Raw genomic sequence first — 21108 nt, forward strand, 5'->3', positions numbered from 1 at the left:
TTTCCCAGGCACCTCTATCCCACAAGGTGCCCTGATGAGGAGATACTAGATTTACAAATCGAAATGGCAAGCCCTCCCTACAAAAATGTCAGCAATTGTCATAACCACCCGTTATCGCGATACCATTGCGCGGTTTGCGCAAGTCCGCGCTGCGTTTCGACGACCGGCTGCCAGACACCCGGCGGCACGACTCGGGCGGGGTCGGACACCCAGTCAGGATGCGCCATATAGCGGGCGCGGTCGGGCGTCAGCTTGGCCCTGGCACCGCGTAGGGCGCGATCAAGTCTGCCCGCACCCAGCAGCAGGGCTGCGGGCATGGCCGGTGCCCAAACCGCTTTCCCCATGGCCTTGCCGATGGCCTTGGCGAACCCGGTGTGCGACCAGCCGCCCAGCGTCCCGTCATCGGGTTCGAATATCCGTTCGCGCGATCCCTCGCCCGCATTGACCAGTGCCAGCAGCAGGCGCGCCAGATCCTCGACATGGATAAACGACGCGCGCCCCGCTGGCGGCATCGGCATTACCCGCAGCCGTGCGGCGCGGAACAGTTCGAAAATTTCGGTATCGCGCGGGCCATAGACACCGGGCGGGCGCACGATCGTCCAGTCGAGCCCCGACACTTGCACCACTTCCTCGCCCAACCGCTTGGAATGGCCATACATCGACAGACCCGGCTCGCGTGCGGCGAGCGAAGAGACGTGGATGAACCGGGAGACCCCGGCCTCGCGCGCGGCGGCAACGACGTTTTGTGTGCCCTCCACATTCCCCGCGCGAAAACCCGCAGCATCGGGCGCGTTCACGACGCCGGCAATGTGCACCACTGCCGTAGCGCCCCGCACCAGTTCCGCCAGCGCGGGCTGGTCGGACAAATCGCCGCGCACCCAGCGCACGCCCTTGCGGTCGGGCTGCTCGCGCCGCGTCAGCGCGCTGACGGCCAGACTTCCCTGCTCTGCCGCGTCGAGCACCGCCTGCCCGACAAAGCCGGTGCCGCCGGTGATCGCGATACTCACATCAGCACCAGATGATCGCGGTGGATCACCGCCGAGCGCGGCGTGTGGCCAAGGATCGCCTCCAGCGCATCGCTCTGCCGCCCCTTGATCGCCGCGACATCGTCCACGTCATACTCGACGAGGCCCTTGGCAATTTCGGCGCCCGCCAGATCGAGCACCTGGATGATATCGCCTCGCTCGAAATTGCCGGAAACGCCGGTAATGCCCGCCGCCAGCACGCTCTTGCCGCGGCGCAGGGCGGCAACACAGCCGTCATCGACCGTGATCGATCCCCTAAAGCGCATCCGCCCGCCGATCCACCCGCGCCGTCCGCTTTCCTCGCGCTGGGGCACGAACAGCGTGCCCGCTTGCGAGGCCATGGCGCGCGCCAGCGGCATTTCGCTCCGCCCGTCGATAATGGCCAGCGCAATGCCCGCCCGCTCGGCAATTTCGGCGGCGAGCAGCTTGGCGGTCATGCCCCCCGATCCGAGGCCGGAGCCCGATCCGCTATCGGCCATGGCGTGGATTTCCGGAGTCACCCCGCGCACTTCGTCCAGCCGCGTGGCGTCAGGCTCGCTCGGGTGCTTGTCATACAGGCCATCGACATCGGTCAGCAGGAAGATCCCGTCGGCATCGCAGGCCTGCGCCACCCGCGCGGCGAGCCGGTCATTGTCACCAAAGCGGATTTCGCCGGTCGCAATCGTGTCATTCTCGTTCACCACCGGCACCACCCCGCTTTTCAACAGGCGGCGGATCGTGCCCGAAATATTGAGATAGCGGCTGCGGTTCTCAAAATCATCGAGGGTCAGCAGCATTTGCGCGGCGATGAGATTGCGCTCGGCCAGCAGGCTCGCCCAGACCGAGGCAAGTTCGATCTGCCCGACCGAGGCCGAGGCCTGCGCTTCGGTCAGCGTCTTGCGCCCGCCGCCTTCGAATTGCAGCCGCTTGGCCCCGATGGCAATCGAACCGGAGCTGACCACCACAACGTCCATCCCCAGCTCGCGGGCCGTCCAGATATCGTGGACGACCGTGCGTAGCCACTCCATCTCCACCCGCCCCGACGCATCGACCAGCAACGCGCTGCCGATTTTGATGACCAGCGTCTTGCAGATCGTCGGATCGCGGAAATCGAGAAGCGTTTGAATGGGCATGGGGCAAAGGGTTAGGGCAAGCACCGGATGCGGGCCAGAGGGATTTTCTGCCTGCGTATCCCGCCTAATGAGGCCGCGCGATCAGATGGGCGACCACGGCTTGGCTTCGGCAGGCTCCTCGCTGTCGTCATCGGGAACCGTATCGGGCTGTTCGGTCATGGTTTTGTCCGGCAGATAGCTGAGGACGGCGTCCAGCAATTTGGGGATTCCCGCGCCGGTCGCGCTGGAAATCACGAACACATCATCCGCCCCGGCCTTTTTCAGCTCGTCGCCAAAGGCATCACCCAATTCGGCATCGGCCAGATCGAGCTTGTTGAGCGCAACCAGCCGTGTCTTGCCGTCAAGTCCCGCGCCATAGGCTTCGAGTTCGCTATCAACGATCCGCATCGCTTCCACCGGGTCTTCCCCGGCGATGTCGATCAGATGGATGAGCACGCGGCAGCGTTCGATATGGCCGAGGAAGCGATCGCCAATCCCCGCCCCTTCTGCCGCGCCTTCGATCAGGCCGGGAATATCCGCCAGCACAAATTCGCGGCCCTTGTGGTTCACCACTCCCAGCTTCGGAACAAGCGTGGTGAAGGCGTAATCGCCAACTTTCGCGCCCGCATTGCTGACCGCGTTGATAAAGGTCGATTTGCCCGCATTGGGCAGGCCGACAAGCCCCACATCGGCGAGCAGTTTCAGCCGCAGCCACACCCACATCTCCTCGCCCGGCATCCCCGGCTGGTGCTGGCGCGGCGCGCGATTGGTGGAGGTTTTGTAGGAAGCATTGCCGCGTCCGCCGATCCCGCCTTCGAGCAGCACGATTTCCTGCCCTTCATGGGTGAAATCGGCGAGCACCTCTTCCTTGTCTTCAGACAAGACCTGTGTCCCCACGGGCACGTCGATCACGAGATCCTCCGCGCCCGCGCCATAGCGGTCTTTGCCCATGCCATGCCCGCCGCGCGCGGCCTTGAAGTGCTGGGTATAGCGGAAATCGATCAGCGTATTGAGGCCGGGCACCGCGCGCATGATGATATCGCCACCCTTGCCGCCATTGCCGCCATCGGGGCCACCATATTCGACATACTTTTCACGCCGGAAGCTGACCGCTCCCGGGCCTCCGCCACCGGATTTGAGATAGACTTTGGCTTGATCGAGGAAGTGGATCGGAAATCTCCAGAAGTAAGGACAGGCGGAAGGAACGCTGAACCGCTTCTAATAGCGGTATCGGGCCGCGTCCAGCGACCCGCAAGGGCGACCGCCCGCCCGCAACGGGCGCAGCTTGCCTGCGCATCCGGCCAAAATGCGGGCGTTAGCGGAAAACTGGTGGAGCCGAGGGGGATCGAACCCCTGACCTCGTCATTGCGAACGACGCGCTCTCCCATCTGAGCTACGGCCCCGTTCCAGTTTGCCCCACTTTGCGTCATGCAAGGCGAAGGCGCGGCTCTTAGCCCGTTGCGGCGATGCCGAAAAGAGGGAAATTCGCCCGCGCGAACGCGGTACTGTTACCCTTCGTCACTGCCCGATGCGGTTGGCGGGACCACGATATCCTCGCCCGGAATGGGCTGCACCACCGGCGTGGAGACAGAGCCTTCATCCACCGGGATGATCGGGATCACCGCGCCCGATTCGTCGCCGGGAACGCTGACCAGCGCATCGGGCGCAAAACCCTGCGCGGCCACGCCCGCATTCTGCTGTTGCAGCGTATTGCCGTAAATCGCCACCCAGCCCGGCTGCGAGCGGCCATATTCGGTGCCGTAACGCACATCCCAAGCGGCCGACTGTACCTCGTAATCTTCGTAGGCGGAGAAGAAGGCTTCGAAGGCCTGCTCATAGCGTTGCAGGCCGTCGACGGCGAAAAGCGAGAAGTTTTCGGGCGCAGCCGCCAGATAGGCGTTGGCCACGTCGAGCGCGGCGGCACAGAAATCGCGGCGCGCGGGCGGCATGGCGAAATAGTTGTAGACCTCGGTCATCTCGGTTTCACGGTCACGGATCGCGCGGCGGCGGTCACCGCCCGCATCGCTGCGATAGCGCGCATCGAGCCGGGAATTGACGGCCGTGAGCAATCGAGCTTCGGCGCGCAGCATCGCGCCGTAAGCGTCCACGATCGGCTGATATTCGGCGCGGGTGCAATTGAGCGCGGCCACGTTCCAGCCGGAGCGGAAGTGCCAGATCGTCTCGTCCTCGCCCAGCCCGCTATTCACCGTCTGCCGAATGCCCATGGCGTCCTTGCGCGGGAACTCCATCTGGTATGGCGCCTGTGACGGCGGGATCGGACGATAGGGGACGGTTTCCACCACCACCGGCGGAGGCGGAGGCGGCGGCGGGGGAGGAGGAGGCGGTGGAGGCGTCGTCGCGCAGGCGGCGAGCAGAACGGCACCGCCCGCTGCGAAAGCCGCCTTGGCCGCCAACCGGCGGATGGTCAGAGGGGGACGGGATGCAGAGCCCTTCGTCATGTTACGCGCAAATCCTCTCATGCGGGCATTATGCCCGTGCTGTGCCTGAAGCGTAGCTGACTATCGCGCGCACGCCATAAAGAAAATGCCCGGAGTGCAGATTTGCACCCCGGGCACGTTCAAGCGAATCCGGCTTGCGGTGAATGACCGCCAGCGGCGCGTCCTATTCGCGGGCAGCGCCCATGAAGCGCAGCAGGAAGAGGAACATATTGATGAAATCGAGATAGAGGTTCAGCGCCCCCATGATCACCATCTTGCCCAGCGGGTAGGCTGCGGCCACGCTAGGATTGGTCATCTTCAGCTGCTGGATCGTCAGATACTCGGTCTTCAAACGCTGCGTATCATAAGCGGTGAGGCCTGCGAAAATCAGCACGCCGATGAAGCTGATCGCCAGATCAAGCGTGCTCGAACCGAGGAAAATGTTGATGACGCTGGCGATGATCAGGCCGATCACACCCATGATCAGGAAGCTGCCCCAGCCGGAAAGATCCTTCTGCGTGGTATAGCCGAACAGGCTGAGGCCCGCGAAGGCACCAGCCGTTGCGAAGAACGTCGCCGCGATGGATGACCCGGTGTAGACGAGGAAGATCGTCGAGAGCGAGAGGCCCATCAGGACGGCAAAGCCCCAGAACATCGCCTGCAAAGTGCCGGTCGAGAAGCGGTCTCGGCCAAAGCTCATGGCAAAAACGATGGCGAGCGGCGACAATGCCACCAGCCACATTAGCGGGCCGCTGGCGAACTGGATCGCCAGCCCGCTCTGCGCGGTCAGCATCGCCACGATGCCCGTCAGCAGCACTGCCGACGCCATGTAGTTGTAAATCGAGAGCATATGCTTGCGCAGGCCTGCATCGAAGGTCGTGCGGCCAGTGACATCACCCGTCTGGCCCGGAGACACTCCGAAACCCTGCCGGGTCTGGTTGTCATTCCAATTTGCCATGTTTCAAAACTCCTTGTGCCCGGCCACCCCATAGTGGGCCGGATCGCTGATGATATTGGCATATTGCGAGCGATTTTCAAGGGAAACCGGACACGTGTCACACAGTATCATGTTAACCCTGAAATCGGCTCAATCGCGCGCCTCCCGCGCCATTTCCACGCTGCGATCGCGCGCGGCGCGCAAGGTTTTGGTCACCAATTGGGTCATCGCCTCGGCATCGTCGAGCACATCCAGGCCGGCTCGCGTCACTCCGCCGGGGCTGGCGACCATATCCGCCAGCCTGCCGGGCGAATGTTCGGACTGCGCCGCCAGCGCGGTGGCGCCTTCGGTCATCGCAATCGCCAGCTCGCGCGCCTGATCCTCGGGCAAGCCCAACCGCACCGCCGCCGCACCCAGAGCATCGATAAAGCGATAGACAAAGGCAGGGCCACTCCCGGCCAAGGCTGTGACCAGATCGAAGCGATCTTCGCCCACCCATGCAGGCGTGCCGAGATGCTGCATGAAGGCGAACAGCGCCTCGCGCGCTTCTTCATCCAGCCCTTCCTCCGCCAGCGCCATGGGCGATTTGCCCAGCGCGCAGGCGAGATTGGGCATCACCCGCACCACCGCGCCCGCAGCGGGAAAATGGCGGCGCAGCACATCCAACTCCACCCCTGCCAGGACAGAGAGGACAACCGTGCTCTCGCCTGCAACACCTTGTAAAGTCGGCGCGATGGCGGCCAACATATGCGGTTTGAAGCCCAGCAACACGGCATCGAAATGCCGCACCTCGGGAACCTCGCGGAGCAATTCGACATTGCCCGGGACGCTTTCGCGCGTGGGCGTTACAACGGTGAAACTTGCGCGCGGAACGCCGCCTGCCAGCCAGCCTTCGAGCATCGCACCCGCCATATTGCCGCAGCCGACAAGAAGGATTTTCGCTGTGTCCGCCATTTCCCCTCCAGAATGTGCGTAATGCGCCATAACCGAGCCGGTGAAAGTCTCAAGCCTCTCCGGCGGCATCCACCATCGCAGCGTCCAGCGCGGCGCGCGGGGACTTGTCGCCCCACAGCACGAACTGGAAGGCGGGGTAGAAACGGTCGCTTTCCGCAATCGCCGATTCGATGGCCATCTGCGCCATGTCGATGCTCAGCATCCCGTCATCGCCCAGCATCAGCCCGTGGCGATAGAGCAGCATTCCGCCTTGCGACCAAATATCGAAATGGCCGAGCCAGAGCTGTTCGTTGATAAGCCCCAGCAATTCAAACGCGGTCGCCCGCTTTTCATCGCTGACGCGGATTTCGGGCAGGCAGAGCAATTGCAGCACGCGGTCTTCCCGCCGCCAGATGGCGCGCAGCTGGTACGTCGTCCAACTACCCGGAATCTGGGCAGAAACTTCCTCTTCCACCGTCTGTTCATAGGCCCAGCCATGCGCTTCAAACAGCGCGCAAAGCATTTCGACAGGCGCCGCATCATCGGCTTCCTCGATCCGGGCGCGGGCAATGTTCATCGGGCGGGTCTGCGCTGTAAACTCATGCCATGCTTAATGCCTTGGCAAGCATAATCCGCGCAATCGGGGGGTCCGTAAACGGCTGGGCAAAACCCAACTGGCCTGTTTACAAGATGTGCACAACCTCCGCCCGCGCCCGTGCGATGCGGTGCGCAGCGGGTCTAATCGATGGCGCGCACTTCCTCGCCTTCGGCGCTGGTGAAGCGGAAGGAATCGACGCCCGCCGCCGCCAGTTCGCTGACGAACTGGTTGGCTGCCTGCCGCGATTCGAACGGGCCGGTGACGAGGCGATTCGTCGCATTCCACGGCACGCTATACGCATCGCGCCCATCAAGCAGACCATCCGCGCTGCGCACGATGCGCCGCCAGTCGAAGCGAAAGGCGGCCGTGTCCTGCCCCGTCGCCACTTGCACCCAATGGCGGCTGGGATGCGCGGGCGGCGCAGGCTCCGGCGCAGGCTGCGGTGGCGGGGCCGGGCGCGCCGGCTCGATCGTGGTGATGTCCACCGCGCCAGCCGCCGGAACGACCGGGAGACCGCCGGGGGGCAGGCGGAAATCGGCAAAGGCCTCGGCCAGTTCCAATTGCTCGCCGGTGCGTTCCTCCGGTTCGGCAAAAGCCACCGGCTCGGTGATGGTGAAGGACGGGCGCGGCGTATCGCTTGCGGGTATCGGCGGCGATGAATCCGCAACACTTGCAGCGTCGGCCAAGGCCTCGACTTCGCGCGTTGCCGCCACGACTGGCGACGGCGCGCGCGGCGGCGGAGCGGGCATTTCGACCGCTGGCGGTTCAGCCGCTGCGAGGGCGGGCAATTCGCCCGATGGCTCACTCACCACTGGCGGCACGCTCACTGGCTGGACGGCGGCAACCACCGTCTCGGTCACCGCCGGGCCGAGCGGCTCGCCCGCCGGTGTCAGCCGATCATTCGCGGCAACTTCTGCAACCTCGTTGTCTGGCGCATCTGCCAGCGCGAGCACCTCGGCGCTGTCCTGCCCGATCTGCGCCACGGCGGGGAAGCGGCCCTGATTGGCGGCGGCGGCCTGCTGCGCGGGCGTGAGGCGGGGCATATATTGCAAATAGGGCGTGAGGCGCTGCGAGAGGCGCGGCGGCAGCATCGTTTCGGCAATCGTCATCGCTTCCTCGTCTCGCCCCAGAATGGCGAGCGCAAAGGCGCGGGTGCGGAAGGCGCGTCTGTCCTGCCGTTGCAGCAGCGGCAGCAGCGTGGTTTCCGAAGCCTCCGCATCGCCCGAAATCGCGTAGGAAAGCGCCAGCCGCCGGACGACCTCGTCATCCTCCTCACGCGACAGGGCCTGCCGGTAAAGCCGCTGCGCACGGCCGTTGTTGCCGACCAGATCATAGGCCAGCCCGCGTTCCGCCGCATAGGGCGCGAGATAGCCGCCTTGCAGATTGGCATTGTCGAACAGCTGGATGGCGGTCACCGCCTCGCCGCGTTGCACCGCGATCAGCGCCAGCCCGGTCAGCACGCGCGGGTCGCTCGGGCGTTCCTCTTGCGCGCGGTTGAAGAAGCCAAGTGCGGCGTTCGCATCACCCAGTTGCAGCGAGGCATTGCCCGCCGCGATCAGTGCAGGGACGTTGCGCGGATTGCTCGACAAGCGCGCGAGCGCGTCAGACAGTTCGCGCTGCGCCGGATCGGGCAGAGCCTGCACCACTTCCTGCGCCCGGGCGTCGCCAGAGGTCACGGTGATAGCGGGCATGATCGCCGCAGCCAGCGCGATGGTAGGAATGGAAAACCGCATAAGCATGGGCCTATACCGGCACCGTCCGACACGGGCGAGACGCTTTGTGACCGCCCGTGTCAATATTTGGACAGGTTACTGGTTGTTCTGCCTTCCGAGGAAGCGCGGAATACGCACCGAGCCGCCGTCGCCATCATCATCGTCATCTTCATCGTCGCCGGCTTTGCCCTGGCGCGAGAGATTGGCCATGCGTTCGAACAAGGTGCTGCCCCCGGTCGATGCCGGTGCGCCGCCGCCACCGCCCGCAACGGGCGTAGCGGCTTGGCCGCCCGATGCCTCGCCTTCGCCTGCGTCCTGCGCGGCGGCGGCTGCACCCAGCATCCGCGCACGGCGACCGCCAGCGGGTTGCACCGGCTCGTCCGCATCGGCGAGCCGCGACGCATCGAGCAAAAGCTCGTCCTCACCCTCATCGTCATCGATCAGGTCTGCTGGTGCGGGTTGCTGCACAGCTTCGGGTGCAGGCGCATAGGGTTCGGACGCGACCGCGTCCTCCTCAAGGTCGAGCGCGTCACCGCCGTAGCCATCGCTCCCGGCGCCATAGCCATCGCTGGCCCCGGCACCGAAATGGTCGTCCGCAGCGGGTTCGGGAAGCGGTTCTTCCTCGGCTGCGAAGTCCGCTGCGCCCAGATCGAGCGCATCGTCCTCGTCTTCAACCATATCCGGCTCTGCGGGGATCGGGATTGATGGGCGGGCAGGCCCGCGCGATGCCGACAGGTCGATCGAACGGGCGGGTTCCGCCATCTGTTCGCCCGACGTTTCGATCCCGGTCGCCACCACGCTGACGCGGATCTTGCCGTCGAGTTCGGGATTGAACGCGCTGCCCCAGATGATGTTGGCTTCGCTATCCACCATTTCGCGGATGTGGTTCGCGGCCTCGTCCACTTCGAGCAGCTTCATGTCTTCGCCGCCGATGATCGAGATGATCACGCCCTTCGCGCCGTGCATCGACACACCGTCGAGCAGCGGGTTGGCGATGGCGCGTTCGGCAGCTTCGAGCGCGCGGTTCTCGCCCTCGCCCTCGCCCGTGCCCATCATCGCCTTGCCCATTTCGCCCATCACCGAACGCACGTCGGCAAAGTCGAGATTGATCAGGCCCGGCATCACCATCAGATCGGTAATCGAGCGCACGCCCTGCTGCAGCACTTCGTCGGCTAACAGGAACGCTTCCTTGAAGGTCGTTTCCGCCTTGGCAACAAGGAACAGGTTCTGGTTGGGAATGACGATCAGCGTATCGACATTCTTTTGCAGTTCTTCGATCCCGGCCTCAGCACTGCGCATCCGGCGCGTGCCTTCGAACAGGAACGGCTTGGTCACGACGCCGACGGTCAGAATGCCTTTGTCCCGCGCAATCTTGGCAATCACCGGAGCCGCGCCCGTGCCCGTACCGCCGCCCATACCGGCGGCGATAAAGCACATATTCACGCCTTCCAGCGCGCGCTCGATCTCCTCGACCGTCTCTTCCGCCGCTGCCCGGCCCACTTCGGGACGCGAACCTGCGCCCAGGCCTTGCGTAATATCGGGCCCCAGTTGGATGCGGTGTTCCGCCGCGGACGTGTTCAGCGCCTGCGCATCGGTGTTGGCGACGATGAACTCGACCCCTTCAATATCGGCGTCGATCATGTTGGCGATAGCGTTGCCGCCTGCGCCACCCACGCCAATAACCGTGATGCGGGGACGCAGTTCCTCCACCGAAGGCGGGCCGATATTGATGCTCATTGGTCAGTTCCCTCAGGGAGACACGCGAAGTGCGAAGACAAAAAATTGATTACCGTATGTTTTGCCATAAAGTTTCCCGCTGCGTGAACGCATTTATGACACTATCCACAACTGTGCATAAGTATCAGAAATACTCCTTCATCGCAGTCCACACACGCATCACCGTTGCCAGCGGGCCATAACTGCCGGCCTGCGTGAAGCGCGAGCCGACCGAACGGATGTCGATCGGGTCTTCCGCAGCATAAAGCACAAGGCCGAGCAACGTAGCAAAGCCGGGGGCGGAATGCGCTTCGGGCAGGCCGCGCAAGGCCACCGGACGGCCGATCCGCACCGGCACGCCCAGCGTGCTTTGCGCGTAATCGGCAAGGTCGGCCAATTCCGCGCCGCCGCCGGTAATCACGATCTGCCGCGCGCCCGATCCGGCGTTGCGGCTGATATAGCCCATGTCTTCCAGCGCATTGGCGATCTCGCGCAGCAACTGGTCAAGCTCGCCCGATATAATTCCGATCAGTTCGGCTCGCGGCACCTGGTTGCGATCATCCGCACCGCGCGCCACCGGCCCGCGCCCTTCTTCGCCCGGCGCGGTCACCGCGATCATTTCGCGCGTGTCGCTCGCCCGCGAAATCGCCGAGCCGTTGACGCATTTGAGCCGCTCGGCCTGGAAGCGGCGGATGGAAAAGGCGCTGGCAATGGCGTCGGTAATGTCGCTCGATCCGCGAGGGATTGCCCGCAAGCCCACCAGCATTCCGGCGGCATAGACCGAGACATTGGTCACTTCGCCGCCAAACTCGACCATCGCCACGCCCAGATCGCGTTCCTCTGCGGTGAGACAGGCGTAACCGGTGGCCAGCGGACTGGCGACCACGCCTTCAACATCGAAATGCGCGTTCTGCACTGCTTCGGTGACATTGCGGATCGGCGCGCCATCGGCCTGCATCACATGGACATCGACCCCCAGCCGGTCTGCATGCAGTCCTTTGGGATTGGCGACGCCGTGCGCGCCGTCGAGGAAATAGCAGGCGGGCTGCGCATGGAGCACAGTGCGGCCATCGGGCCGGATGGTATCGCGCGCAGCCACCAGCAGCGCCTCGATATCCTCCTCCTCGATCCGCCTGCCGCCAATGGCGATTTCAATCGGGCGGATTTCGCTGGCAAGGCCCGCGCCCGAACAGCCGATCCACACGCTGTCGACCCGCGTATTGGCGAGCTTTTCGGCCCGGTCGAGCGCGTCACGCACGGCATAGGTTGCCGCCGCCATATCCACCACATAGCCGCGGCTGATGCCCTGGCTGGCGCGGTGGCCGCTGCCCAGTACCTGCATCTCGCCATTTTCCATCAGCGCCGCGATCATCGCGGAAATACGGAAAGAGCCGATATTGACCGCGCCAAAGACACGGGTGATGCGTTGCTGGCTGCTCATGAGCTTTCCTCCTCCATGGAGACTTCCTGCGCCTCCGACCGGCCCGGGATCGACATATACATGCGCGGCGCGTTGCGCATATCGAAGCTCGCCGCCTGCCCGCCGATCAGCCGGTGCACCCCGTCTGCTTGGGCAAAGCTGATAAGCGCGGCGGCAGCGCGATCCTCGCCTTCGGGCAGCGCGAGGCGCTGGTCGGTGGCGAAGGTCAGGTTCCAGCGGCGGTTACCAATCCATTCGGCGCCGGTAATCTGGCTTTGCAAGGCGGGTGCTGCATCGAGCAAGCGGGTGAGATCCTCCACCCTATCTTGTGCGCCCGGCCCTTCGATGCGGAGATATTCGGAAGCCGCTTCGCCCGAAATCGGTTCCAGCTCCACGCCCGTAGGATCGATCAGCATCAGCCGGTCGGGCCGCGCCAATACGGCGTGCGGTTCGCGCTCGATAATGTCGATCACCAGCGTATCGGGCAATTGCCGCGACACGCGCGCATCGCGCACCCATGGCAGTTCCAGCAATTCCTCGCGCAGGCCCTGCAGATCGACATGGGTCATCGCGAGGTTCTGCTGGCCAAGCGCGCGCTCATACACCGTCTGCACATTCATCCGCTCGACGCCGCGCGGCTGGATGTGCTGCACTTTGTATCCGGCGTTGGAAGCGACATGGGCGAAGCGTTCGGACACAACCGTGGTCGCGCCGGAGACATTGGCGATAAACAGCGCCAGTGCCGCCGCTGCGGCAAGGATGAAGAGGGTGAAAGTCTTCTGCAACTGTGCTTCGGTAAAAGGCAGCAGTGCAAGCCCGCGCCCGATAATCGACTGGCCGGTGCTGCGCGCCCGCCGCGCGCGCTGGCGGGTATCCTGCGCGCGGGCCTGCCGCCGTACCCCTTTGGTATTGCGGGTGACCTTGCGCGCCATCAGATTGTCCCGAAATGCCGGAGCGCGTCGGCCACGATCATTTCGCACAAAGCGGGATATTCGATGCCGCAATGCTTCGCCTGTTCGGGCACCAGGCTGAGCGGCGTCATGCCCGGCTGCGTGTTCGTCTCCAACACGAAGAGCCCGGCCTCGCCCTGCTCGTCATCCCAGCGGAAGTCCGTCCGGCTAGCACCACGGCATCCGAGAATGCGGTGCGCCTGCTCGGCATGATGGCGGCAGAGGGCGGCGATGTTCTCCGGGATATCGGCAGGGAAGACGTGGGTGGTGCGCCCGTCGGTATATTTGTGCTCGAAATCGTAGAAGCCGCTGTCAATTATCAGCTCGGTCACGCCCAGCGCGCGCAGGCCATCCTCGGTCGCAATGACCGCCGTCGTCAGTTCGCGGCCGCGAATATAGGGTTCGGCGAGCAGCTGTTCGAATTGCTGCCACGGCCCCGTCGCATCGCGGCTGATCGGATTACCGTAATTGCTCTCGTCTGTCACAATCGCCACGCCGACCGAGGAGCCTTCATTGACGGGTTTGAGCACGTAAGGCCGCGCAATCGGGTCGCCGTCGAAAAGCTCTGCCGATTTGACCACGCGCCCGCCCGGCATCGGCACGCCATGCGGGACGAGCGCCTGCTTGGTCAGTTCCTTGTCGATAGCGACAACCGAGGTGGCGAGGCCCGAATGCGTGTAGGGCACGCCCATCAGATCGAGCATTCCCTGCACCGTGCCGTCTTCCCCCGGCACGCCGTGCAGCGCATTGAACACGACATCGGGCGCGGCTTCGGCAATGCGTGCGGCAACATCGCGGCCCATATCGAGCCGCGTCACGCGGTGGCCTGCACTTTCCAGCGCGCCCGCCACCCCTTCGCCGGACATCAGCGAGACTGGCCGCTCGTTCGCCCAGCCGCCCATCAGGACGAGGATGTGATATTTTTGCGAAAGTATGCTCACGGCCTGCCCACCCGCTTGATTTCCCATTCGAGGCTCACGCCCGTTTTCTCCGATACGCGCCGCCGCACTTCCTCGCCCAAACCTTCGATATCGGCGCTGGTGGCATTGCCGGTGTTGATGAGGAAATTGGTGTGCTTCTCGCTCACCTGCGCGCCGCCCATGGTGAGGCCACGACATCCTGCCTCGTCCACCAGTTTCCACGCGCTGTTGCCCGGCGGGTTCTTGAAGGTCGATCCGCCGGTTTTGGTGCGCAACGGCTGCGACGTTTCGCGCGCTTCGGCGATGCGATCCATCTCCGCGCCGATGGCTGCGGGATCACCCGGCTCGCCCTTGAACCGCGCGGCGACCACTATTGCCCCGTCGGTCAGCCGCGAATGGCGGTAGGAATAGTCGAGATCGCCCACCGGCAGGGTCAGCAGCGCGCCATTGGGCATCACCACATCGCAATCGACCAGAATGTCCGCCACTTCGCGTCCATAGGCACCGCCATTCATGCGGACGAAGCCGCCCACCGTGCCGGGGATACCGCGCAGAAATTCCAGCCCCGAAATCCCCGCATCGCGCGCCGTGCTCGATACCAGAATGCCCGGTGCGCCGCCGCCGCATTCGATCACGCAATCGCGCTTTACTTCGACCGTGCTGAACGCCTTGCCCAGTCGGATCACGACGCCCGGAACCCCGCCATCGCGGATGATGAGATTGCTGCCGAGCCCCAGCGCCATTACCGGCGTACCGGGTTCAAGCTGCGCCAGAAACGCTCGCAAATCCTGCAGGTCTGCGGGTTCGAACAGCCAGTCCGCCGCGCCGCCGCTTTTGAACCAGACCAGCTTGGCGAGCGGCGCGTCCTTCTTCAGATCGCCGCGCACATCGGTGGGGATAAGGCCGCCCATCGAAGGTTCCTCCCCGCCGCCCGGAGCACCGCTGACGCGCCGCCCTTCGCCAAATTGCAATCCGCCGCTCACGCGCCATTCTCCGTGGCCCGCCGTGCGGCGATATCGGCGGCGAGGCCGGCTGCCCATTTGGTGATATCGCCCGCGCCGAGGCACACGACCATATCGCCGGGCGCAAGTTCTGCGCTGAGTTTTTCCGCCAGATCGGCAGGGCCATCCACAGTTTCCGCATGGCGGTGCCCCCGCGCTTTCAATCCGGCGAGCAGCGCGCCGGAATCGATACCCTCGATCGGGTCTTCACCCGCCGCATAGACGGGCGCGGCATAGACGAGATCGGCATCGCTGAAAGCACCCTGAAAGTCTTCGAGATGATCGCGCAGGCGGGTGTAGCGATGCGGTTGCACGACCGCGATCACACGCCCTTGCGCAGCGTCTCTCGCTGCCGAAAGCACGGCGCGGATTTCCACCGGATGATGCGCGTAATCGTCGATCACGATGGCCGGATCGCCCTCGTCAAAGGCAATCTCTCCGACACGGGTAAAGCGTCGCTTCACCCCGCCGAACCGGGCGAAGCCGTCGCGGATGGCTTCGGGCGTGCAGCCCATTTCCAGCGCCACAGCAATCGCCGCGCAGGCATTCTGCACATTGTGCCGCCCCGGCATGGGGAGCGCGATATTCCCGATCCGCGTCTCGCTGCCGTCACGGTCGCGCGAAACCGCATCGAAATGCGTGACGCCGCCCTTGGGCACGATATTCTCCGCGCGCAGATCGGCATGGGTGGAAAAGCCGTAGGTTATCACCCGCCTATCGCGCACTTTGGCGATGACATTGCGCACCTCGTCATGATCGAGGCACAGCACCGCCGCGCCGTAGAACGGAACGTTCTCGATGAACTGGACGAAGGCGTCCTTCACCTTTTCGAAATCGCCGTAATGATCGAGATGTTCGGGATCGATATTGGTGACAACAGCGATGGTGCCGTCGAGCCGCAGGAAGCTGCCATCGCTTTCATCCGCTTCCACCACCATCCAGTCCGACGCGCCCAACCGCGCGTTGGAACCGTAGCTTTCGATAATCCCGCCATTGATAACCGTGGGATCAACCCCGCCTGCATCGAGCAGCGCCGCGACCATGCTGGTCGTCGTCGTCTTCCCATGCGTCCCGGCCACCGCAACGGTGCGCTTCAGCCGCATCAGCTCGGCGAGCATTTCGGCGCGGCGTACCACGGGAATGCGGTTTTCCAGCGCGGCGGCGACTTCGGGATTGGTGCGTTTGACCGCCGTGGAGGTCACCACCACCACCGCATTGCCCAAGTTCGCCGCATCATGCCCGATAAACACCTGCATCCCCGCTTCGCGCAAAGCGAGCACGCGGGCGCTCTCGGCCATATCGCTGCCCTGCACCGTATAGCCGAGATTGTGCATCACTTCGGCAATGCCGGACATACCGATCCCGCCGATACCGACGAAATGGATCGTCCCGATATCGGTGCCGATGGCCTTCATTCGCTGCGTTCCTTGGCCGAGCCGTTGACGGCTGCTTCCTGCGCCTTGGCGCGCTGCGCGCCCTCGCCCACGCGGATGACGTCCATCATATCCGCACCGCCAAAGCTCTCGACCAGATCGGCCAGATCGCTCGCCGCATCGGGACGGCCGCAATTCCACGCCGCGTGCGCCGCATTGGCAAGCGTGTCAGGACGCTGCGCCATAGCTTGAATCTGGCGGCTAACATCGCGCGCCATTTTTTCCAGCGTGTCCGATTGCTTCAATCGTTCGGCATTAGCCTTCGTCGAACCATCCGCCAGATCGAGATCGGCCACCGTGCTCATCGGCTGCTTGATCGCCCGCGCGCCGCCCGCCTTCACCATTTCGCGCGCATTGGCGGTCTGGTGATCGTCGGTCGCAATGGGCAGCGGGATCAGGATTGCGGGGCGACCCACAGCGGTCAGTTCGGCAATGGTCGAAGCACCCGCGCGCCCGATAAACAGATGCGCATCAGCCAGCCGCGCGGCCATATCCTCGAAATAGGTGCCCAGCTCTGCCGGAATGTCATATTGCGCATAGGTTGCGCGCACGCCTTCCAGATCTTCGGGGCGGCATTGCTGCGTTACCTGCAAACGGCTGCGCAAAGCGGTGGGGAGCATCGAAAGGCCCAGCGGCACAATCTGCGATAGCACCCGCGCGCCCTGGCTGCCACCGGTCACCAGCACGCGGAACAGCCCGTCTTCGGTGAAGGGCGGAAACGGCTCTTCGCGCAAAGCCAGCACGTTCGGGCGCACCGGATTGCCCACCAGATGCGTCTTGCGCGAATGCTTGGCATCCAAACGGCTGACTTCGGGATAGGCGGTGGCGATCGCATCCACCCGCCCCGCCATCAGCCGGTTGACGCGGCCCAACACCGCGTTCTGTTCGTGAATGACGGTGGGGATTTTCATCGACTGCGCGCCGAACAGCGCGGGCAGAGCGGGATAGCCGCCAAAGCCGATCACCGCGCTCGGCTCAAATGTCTCGAACAGGCGCTTGGCCATGCTCCGGCCCTTGAGTACCGCCTTGATACCCGACGGCCAGCGTAGCGGGTTCTTGCCGAAGCGGCCTGCGGGCAAAACGTGCGCGGTGAGGAAATCGGGCTTGCCGGGAATGGCCGCGCCGCGATCATCGGTGATCAGCGCGACATGGTGCCCGCGCCGCTCCAGCTCATGCGCCAAAGCGAAAGCGGGCGTCAGATGCCCGCCCGTGCCCCCTGCGGCCAATACGAAATGGCGCGATGATCCGGTCATTTTGCGTCCTCACTCTCAAACGATGCTTTCAGATCGAAAGGCTCTCGTTGGAGATAGGGGTTCCGCCTAGTCACCGCCAGCAACAGTCCCACGGTGAAACAGATCGCCAGCGTGGACGACCCGCCATAGCTGATCAGCGGCAAGGTCATCCCCTTGGAGGGGAAGAGCTGGAGATTGACCAGCATATTGATGAAAGCCTGCCCGCCGAACAGCGCCGTCAACCCGCTCGCCGCGAGGATGATGAACAGCCGGTCTTCCTCCACCATACGCACCAGCACGCGCAGCACGATGGCGAGATAGAGCACCACGATCAGCCCGCACACAACCAGTCCGAATTCCTCGCCGATCACGCTGAAAATGTAGTCGGTATGCGCTTCGGGCAGGCGCATTTTCTGCTCGCCGAGCCAGAACCCGCTGCCGAACCAGCCCCCCGCCTGCAACGTGCGGCTGGCAAGATCGACATGATCGTAAGCGGTCGGTCCGCCCAGAAACGCGTCGATGCGGTTGCGGGCATTGTCGTAGAACATATAGGCCGCCGCCAGCAGCGCCACACCGCCGCCCACCAGCATGCCGATGCGCTGGAGCGGCAACCCCGCCAGCATCACCATCACGAACCACGCGCCGATAAACAGGATCGCATCGCCCAGATTGGGCTGGAGCATCAACAGCGCGCCGATCATCGCCACATAAGCGCCCGATGCGCCGATCACCGGAATCTTCGGGTCGCGCACTTTCCATGAAAGAATCCACGCCATGCTGATGGCGAAGGCGGGTTTCAGAAACTCGCTCGGCTGGAGCGACATCCCGATATTGAGCCAGCGTTTGGCCCCGTTCACTTCATGGCCGATCAGCGGCACCAGACACATCAGGAACAGCATAACAGCGGCGAGCACGATGGATCCGCGGCGCAGCAGCTGCATCGGCATGAGCGAGGTGCCAATCATGACGCCCAGCCCCATGAATTGCAGGACGATATGCGACTGGAAGAAATACAGATCGGGGAGTGTTGTCTCGGGCGTGGACAGGCGTGCTGCGCTCGCCGGAGACGCCGCTGCGACCGCCAGCGTGCCGATCAGCATCAGTGCGATCACCAGCGCCAGCAGCACACGGTCAACTTCGCGCCACCAGACGCGCAATTCGTGCTGCCAATCGAAATTCTTGCCCGCACCGCGCGGCAGGGCCAGTTTTTCACCGGGACGCGGAATGTAGATTTCGCCGCCGCTCATCAGCCCATGCTCCCCGCTTCGCCCGCCGGCTCGTCCAGCCCGCACGCTTCCCTGTCCCCGTCACAGCACAATTGCGCGACCAGTTCCTTGAAGGTGTCCCCGCGAATTTCATAATCGCGGAACTGGTCGAAACTGGCGCAGGCCGGGCTCAGCATCACGACATCGCCGGGCACCGCGTTCTGCCGCGCTTTATTGACCGCTTGCGCCAGCAATTCGCACGGCTCCACCGGCATATGCGGTTCGAGCAGACGAGTGAACAGCGCCCCCGCCTCACCAATCGTGTAAGCGCGCGCGACATTGCCGAAATGCGGCGCGCAATCGTTCAGATTGTCTTCCTTCGCCAGCCCGCCGCAAATCCAGTGGATGCGCTTGCGGCCCTCTTCCGGGGGGAACGCGGCGAGCGCGGGCGCGGTGGAAGCGGGGTTGGTGGCCTTGCTGTCGTTGACATAGAGCACACCGTCGCGGGTGGTCACGCGCTCCATCCGGTGCGGGAGGCCGGGATAGCTGCGCAGGCCGTCGGCGATCTGCCCATTGGAGAGGAACAGTTCCCCGCAAATCCGCGCAGCAAATGCCGCGTTCTCCAGATTGTGCGGGCCTTGCAGCGTCGGCCAATCCGCTTGCCCGGCGTCATCAAAGTCGGGGCCAAGCCATTCGAACGGAGCATTTGCTCCCCTGAGCGCAGCGATGGCTGGCAAGTGCGCCGCAGATTCCGGCAGCAGCGCGACGCCGAAATCATCCAGCATCCACATCAGCCGCGCCTTGGCGGCGGCATAGGCTGCAAAGTTTTCGTAACGATCCAGATGGTCGGGTGTGATGTTGAGCAGAGCCGCCACTTTGCATTTGAGCGAGTAGGTGAGGTCTATCTGGTAACTCGACAGCTCCAACACATAGACCGGCAAGCCCGCGTCGTTAGCCTCCAGCGGCTGCTGCGCCATGATCGGCAGGCCGATATTCCCGCCCATGATCGTGGACACACCCGCAGACTTCAGAATGTGGTGCACCAGCGCAGTGGTGGTTGATTTGCCGTTTGTCCCGGTAATGCCGACCACAAAATGTTCGGGCAGTTCCGCCCGCGCCTGGGCGAACAGCTCGATGTCGCCGATCACTGGCACGCCCGCCGCCTTCGCGCGCGGCACCAGCGGATGGGTGTTGAGCGGCACGCCAGGGGAGACGACAATCGCGTCAAACCCTTCCAGCGGTATCTCCAGCGGATCGGCAATCTCCGCGCGGCCCGCCAGCGCCTCGCGCGGTTCGAGCTGGCGATCCCATGCAGTCACACGCGCGCCACTCGCCAGCAGGCTCTCCACCACGGCCATGCCGCTGCGCGCCAGCCCGAGCACCATGTATTGCTTGCCGGAAAAGGCGCGCGCGGTAATCATCGAACCTTCAAAGTCGCAAGGCCAATCACCGCGAGGACGATGGCGATGATCCAGAAGCGGATCACGACCTTGCTTTCGCTCCAGCCCAATTGTTCGAAATGGTGGTGGATGGGCGCCATGCGGAAGATGCGCTTGCCCGTCCGCTTGAACCAGAAAACCTGCACGATCACGCTGACCGCTTCGAGGACGAACAACCCGCCGATAATGCCCAGCACGACCTCATGGTGGCTCGCCACGGCAATCGCCCCCAGCGCGCCGCCCAGTGCCAGCGAGCCGGTGTCACCCATGAACACCGCCGCAGGCGGCGCGTTATACCACAGGAAAGCGAGCCCTGCGCCCATGATCGCGGCACACAAAATGGCCAGTTCCCCCGCGCCCGGCACGTGCGGAATGCCCAGATATTCGGAAAAATCGACGCGCCCCACCAGATAGCAGATCACGAGGAAGGCCCCGGCCGCGATCACCACCGGCATGGTGGCGAGGCCGTCCAGCCCGTCCGTCAGGTTCACCGCATTGCCCGCACCCACGATCACGAAGGCGGCGAACACGTAATAGAACGGCCCCAGCGGAATCTGCACATCGCTGAAGAAGGGCACATACAGATCGGTGTTGATCTGGCTGACAATCAGATAGCTGGCGATGCCGGCCACGATAAATTCGCCCAGCAGCCGGATGCGGCCCGAAAGCCCGGCGTGGCTGCGCTTGGTCACCTTGTCGTAATCGTCGAGAAAGCCGATCAGGCCGAAGCCCATGGTCACCGCCAAGCAAGCCCAGACAAACGGGCTCGACAAGTCCATCCACAGCAGCATGGAAATCGTCAGCGCGATCAGGATCATCAGCCCGCCCATGGTCGGCGTGCCGACTTTGGCCTGGTGGCTGGCGGGGCCATCCGCACGGATCGGCTGGCCCTTGCCCTGCCGCACCCGCAACATATTGATGAATTTCGGGCCGATAATCAGGCCGATCAACAGCGCCGTCATCATCGCCGCGCCGGCGCGGAACGTCTGATAGCGGATGAGGTTGAAAAGCCCCTCGAATTCAAGCATTTCGGCGAAGAAATAGAACATGGGTTAGCG

At 64.0% G+C, this 21108-nt stretch carries 18 protein-coding genes and 1 tRNA gene; all 19 read right to left on the minus strand.

The features are described from left to right. Positions 1-98: 98 nt before the first annotated feature. The gene (locus tag GC121_RS00735; RefSeq protein WP_151972169.1) at positions 99-1007 is read right to left on the minus strand and encodes an NAD(P)-dependent oxidoreductase; all 909 of its coding nucleotides are present in this window, start codon (positions 1005-1007) and stop codon (positions 99-101) included. Continuing rightward, a complete protein-coding gene (gene proB, locus GC121_RS00740; RefSeq protein ID WP_151972171.1) occupies positions 1004-2137 on the minus strand; it encodes a glutamate 5-kinase in 1134 nt (377 codons plus the stop codon). Before proB ends, GC121_RS00735 begins: the two co-directional genes overlap by 4 nt. 81 nt (positions 2138-2218) lie before the next feature. Beyond that, the gene (gene obgE, locus GC121_RS00745) at positions 2219-3286 is read right to left on the minus strand and encodes a GTPase ObgE (protein WP_151972173.1); all 1068 of its coding nucleotides are present in this window, start codon (positions 3284-3286) and stop codon (positions 2219-2221) included. A 157-nt stretch (positions 3287-3443) separates the two neighbouring features. Next, positions 3444-3519 (minus strand) — tRNA-Ala (locus GC121_RS00750). Between the two features lie 105 nt (positions 3520-3624). Then, a complete protein-coding gene (locus GC121_RS00755; protein ID WP_151972175.1) occupies positions 3625-4575 on the minus strand; it encodes a hypothetical protein in 951 nt (316 codons plus the stop codon). A gap of 163 nt (positions 4576-4738) precedes the next feature. After that, complete coding sequence (locus GC121_RS00760; RefSeq protein ID WP_151972177.1) at positions 4739-5512, minus strand: Bax inhibitor-1/YccA family protein; 774 nt, start codon at positions 5510-5512, stop codon at positions 4739-4741. Positions 5513-5641: 129 nt separating this feature from the next. Continuing rightward, positions 5642-6445 (minus strand): pyrroline-5-carboxylate reductase, encoded by an 804-nt coding sequence (gene proC / locus GC121_RS00765; protein WP_151972179.1) that lies wholly within the window; start codon positions 6443-6445, stop codon positions 5642-5644. A 49-nt stretch (positions 6446-6494) separates the two neighbouring features. Continuing rightward, on the minus strand, positions 6495-7001 hold the full coding sequence (locus GC121_RS00770) for a YbjN domain-containing protein (protein ID WP_151972181.1): 507 nt from the start codon (positions 6999-7001) through the stop codon (positions 6495-6497). Positions 7002-7162: 161 nt separating this feature from the next. Beyond that, positions 7163-8755: a lipopolysaccharide assembly protein LapB gene (locus GC121_RS00775; protein ID WP_199857689.1), complete on the minus strand. Its 1593-nt coding sequence runs from the start codon at positions 8753-8755 to the stop codon at positions 7163-7165. A gap of 75 nt (positions 8756-8830) precedes the next feature. Further along, on the minus strand, positions 8831-10471 hold the full coding sequence (gene ftsZ, locus GC121_RS00780) for a cell division protein FtsZ (protein ID WP_151972185.1): 1641 nt from the start codon (positions 10469-10471) through the stop codon (positions 8831-8833). Between the two features lie 124 nt (positions 10472-10595). Next, positions 10596-11891, minus strand: a complete 1296-nt coding sequence (gene ftsA, locus GC121_RS00785; RefSeq protein ID WP_151972187.1) for a cell division protein FtsA — start codon at positions 11889-11891, stop codon at positions 10596-10598. Beyond that, positions 11888-12802 (minus strand): cell division protein FtsQ/DivIB, encoded by a 915-nt coding sequence (locus GC121_RS00790; RefSeq protein WP_151972189.1) that lies wholly within the window; start codon positions 12800-12802, stop codon positions 11888-11890. The genes ftsA and GC121_RS00790 overlap by 4 nt, the downstream gene beginning before the upstream one ends. Beyond that, positions 12802-13788 (minus strand): D-alanine--D-alanine ligase, encoded by a 987-nt coding sequence (locus tag GC121_RS00795; RefSeq protein ID WP_151972191.1) that lies wholly within the window; start codon positions 13786-13788, stop codon positions 12802-12804. Before GC121_RS00795 ends, GC121_RS00790 begins: the two co-directional genes overlap by 1 nt. Further along, positions 13758-14651 carry a UDP-N-acetylmuramate dehydrogenase gene (murB, locus tag GC121_RS00800; RefSeq protein ID WP_151975518.1) on the minus strand — a complete coding sequence of 298 codons (894 nt, stop codon included), beginning with the start codon at positions 14649-14651 and terminating at the stop codon, positions 13758-13760. Before murB ends, GC121_RS00795 begins: the two co-directional genes overlap by 31 nt. Before the next feature lie 68 nt (positions 14652-14719). Then, the gene (gene murC, locus GC121_RS00805; RefSeq protein ID WP_151972193.1) at positions 14720-16156 is read right to left on the minus strand and encodes a UDP-N-acetylmuramate--L-alanine ligase; all 1437 of its coding nucleotides are present in this window, start codon (positions 16154-16156) and stop codon (positions 14720-14722) included. Further along, a complete protein-coding gene (murG, locus tag GC121_RS00810) occupies positions 16153-17427 on the minus strand; it encodes an undecaprenyldiphospho-muramoylpentapeptide beta-N-acetylglucosaminyltransferase (protein WP_151972195.1) in 1275 nt (424 codons plus the stop codon). The genes murC and murG overlap by 4 nt, the downstream gene beginning before the upstream one ends. Continuing rightward, on the minus strand, positions 17424-18653 hold the full coding sequence (locus GC121_RS00815; protein ID WP_151972197.1) for an FtsW/RodA/SpoVE family cell cycle protein: 1230 nt from the start codon (positions 18651-18653) through the stop codon (positions 17424-17426). The genes murG and GC121_RS00815 overlap by 4 nt, the downstream gene beginning before the upstream one ends. Continuing rightward, entirely contained in the window at positions 18653-20032 is a 1380-nt protein-coding gene (gene murD / locus GC121_RS00820; protein WP_151972199.1) for a UDP-N-acetylmuramoyl-L-alanine--D-glutamate ligase, read from the minus strand. Before murD ends, GC121_RS00815 begins: the two co-directional genes overlap by 1 nt. After that, positions 20029-21099 (minus strand): phospho-N-acetylmuramoyl-pentapeptide-transferase, encoded by a 1071-nt coding sequence (gene mraY, locus GC121_RS00825; RefSeq protein ID WP_151972201.1) that lies wholly within the window; start codon positions 21097-21099, stop codon positions 20029-20031. The genes murD and mraY overlap by 4 nt, the downstream gene beginning before the upstream one ends. Between the last annotated feature and the right edge of the window lie 9 nt (positions 21100-21108).

Source organism: Erythrobacter sp. EC-HK427, assembly GCF_902498745.1.
GTDB lineage: Bacteria > Pseudomonadota > Alphaproteobacteria > Sphingomonadales > Sphingomonadaceae > Alteraurantiacibacter.

Coding starts and splice junctions, on each gene's coding strand:
- GC121_RS00770 (WP_151972181.1), bottom strand. CDS start 7,001: ATGAACATTGCCCGCGCCCGGATCGAGGAAGCCGATGATGCGGCGCCT.
- ftsA (WP_151972187.1), bottom strand. CDS start 11,891: ATGAGCAGCCAGCAACGCATCACCCGTGTCTTTGGCGCGGTCAATATC.
- GC121_RS00775 (WP_199857689.1), bottom strand. CDS start 8,755: ATGCGGTTTTCCATTCCTACCATCGCGCTGGCTGCGGCGATCATGCCC.
- ftsZ (WP_151972185.1), bottom strand. CDS start 10,471: ATGAGCATCAATATCGGCCCGCCTTCGGTGGAGGAACTGCGTCCCCGC.
- GC121_RS00755 (WP_151972175.1), bottom strand. CDS start 4,575: ATGACGAAGGGCTCTGCATCCCGTCCCCCTCTGACCATCCGCCGGTTG.
- mraY (WP_151972201.1), bottom strand. CDS start 21,099: ATGTTCTATTTCTTCGCCGAAATGCTTGAATTCGAGGGGCTTTTCAAC.
- GC121_RS00790 (WP_151972189.1), bottom strand. CDS start 12,802: ATGGCGCGCAAGGTCACCCGCAATACCAAAGGGGTACGGCGGCAGGCC.
- murD (WP_151972199.1), bottom strand. CDS start 20,032: ATGATTACCGCGCGCGCCTTTTCCGGCAAGCAATACATGGTGCTCGGG.
- murB (WP_151975518.1), bottom strand. CDS start 14,651: ATGGGCGGCCTTATCCCCACCGATGTGCGCGGCGATCTGAAGAAGGAC.
- proB (WP_151972171.1), bottom strand. CDS start 2,137: ATGCCCATTCAAACGCTTCTCGATTTCCGCGATCCGACGATCTGCAAG.
- murG (WP_151972195.1), bottom strand. CDS start 17,427: ATGACCGGATCATCGCGCCATTTCGTATTGGCCGCAGGGGGCACGGGC.
- GC121_RS00795 (WP_151972191.1), bottom strand. CDS start 13,788: ATGGGAAATCAAGCGGGTGGGCAGGCCGTGAGCATACTTTCGCAAAAA.
- GC121_RS00815 (WP_151972197.1), bottom strand. CDS start 18,653: ATGAGCGGCGGCGAAATCTACATTCCGCGTCCCGGTGAAAAACTGGCC.
- proC (WP_151972179.1), bottom strand. CDS start 6,445: ATGGCGGACACAGCGAAAATCCTTCTTGTCGGCTGCGGCAATATGGCG.
- murC (WP_151972193.1), bottom strand. CDS start 16,156: ATGAAGGCCATCGGCACCGATATCGGGACGATCCATTTCGTCGGTATC.
- GC121_RS00760 (WP_151972177.1), bottom strand. CDS start 5,512: ATGGCAAATTGGAATGACAACCAGACCCGGCAGGGTTTCGGAGTGTCT.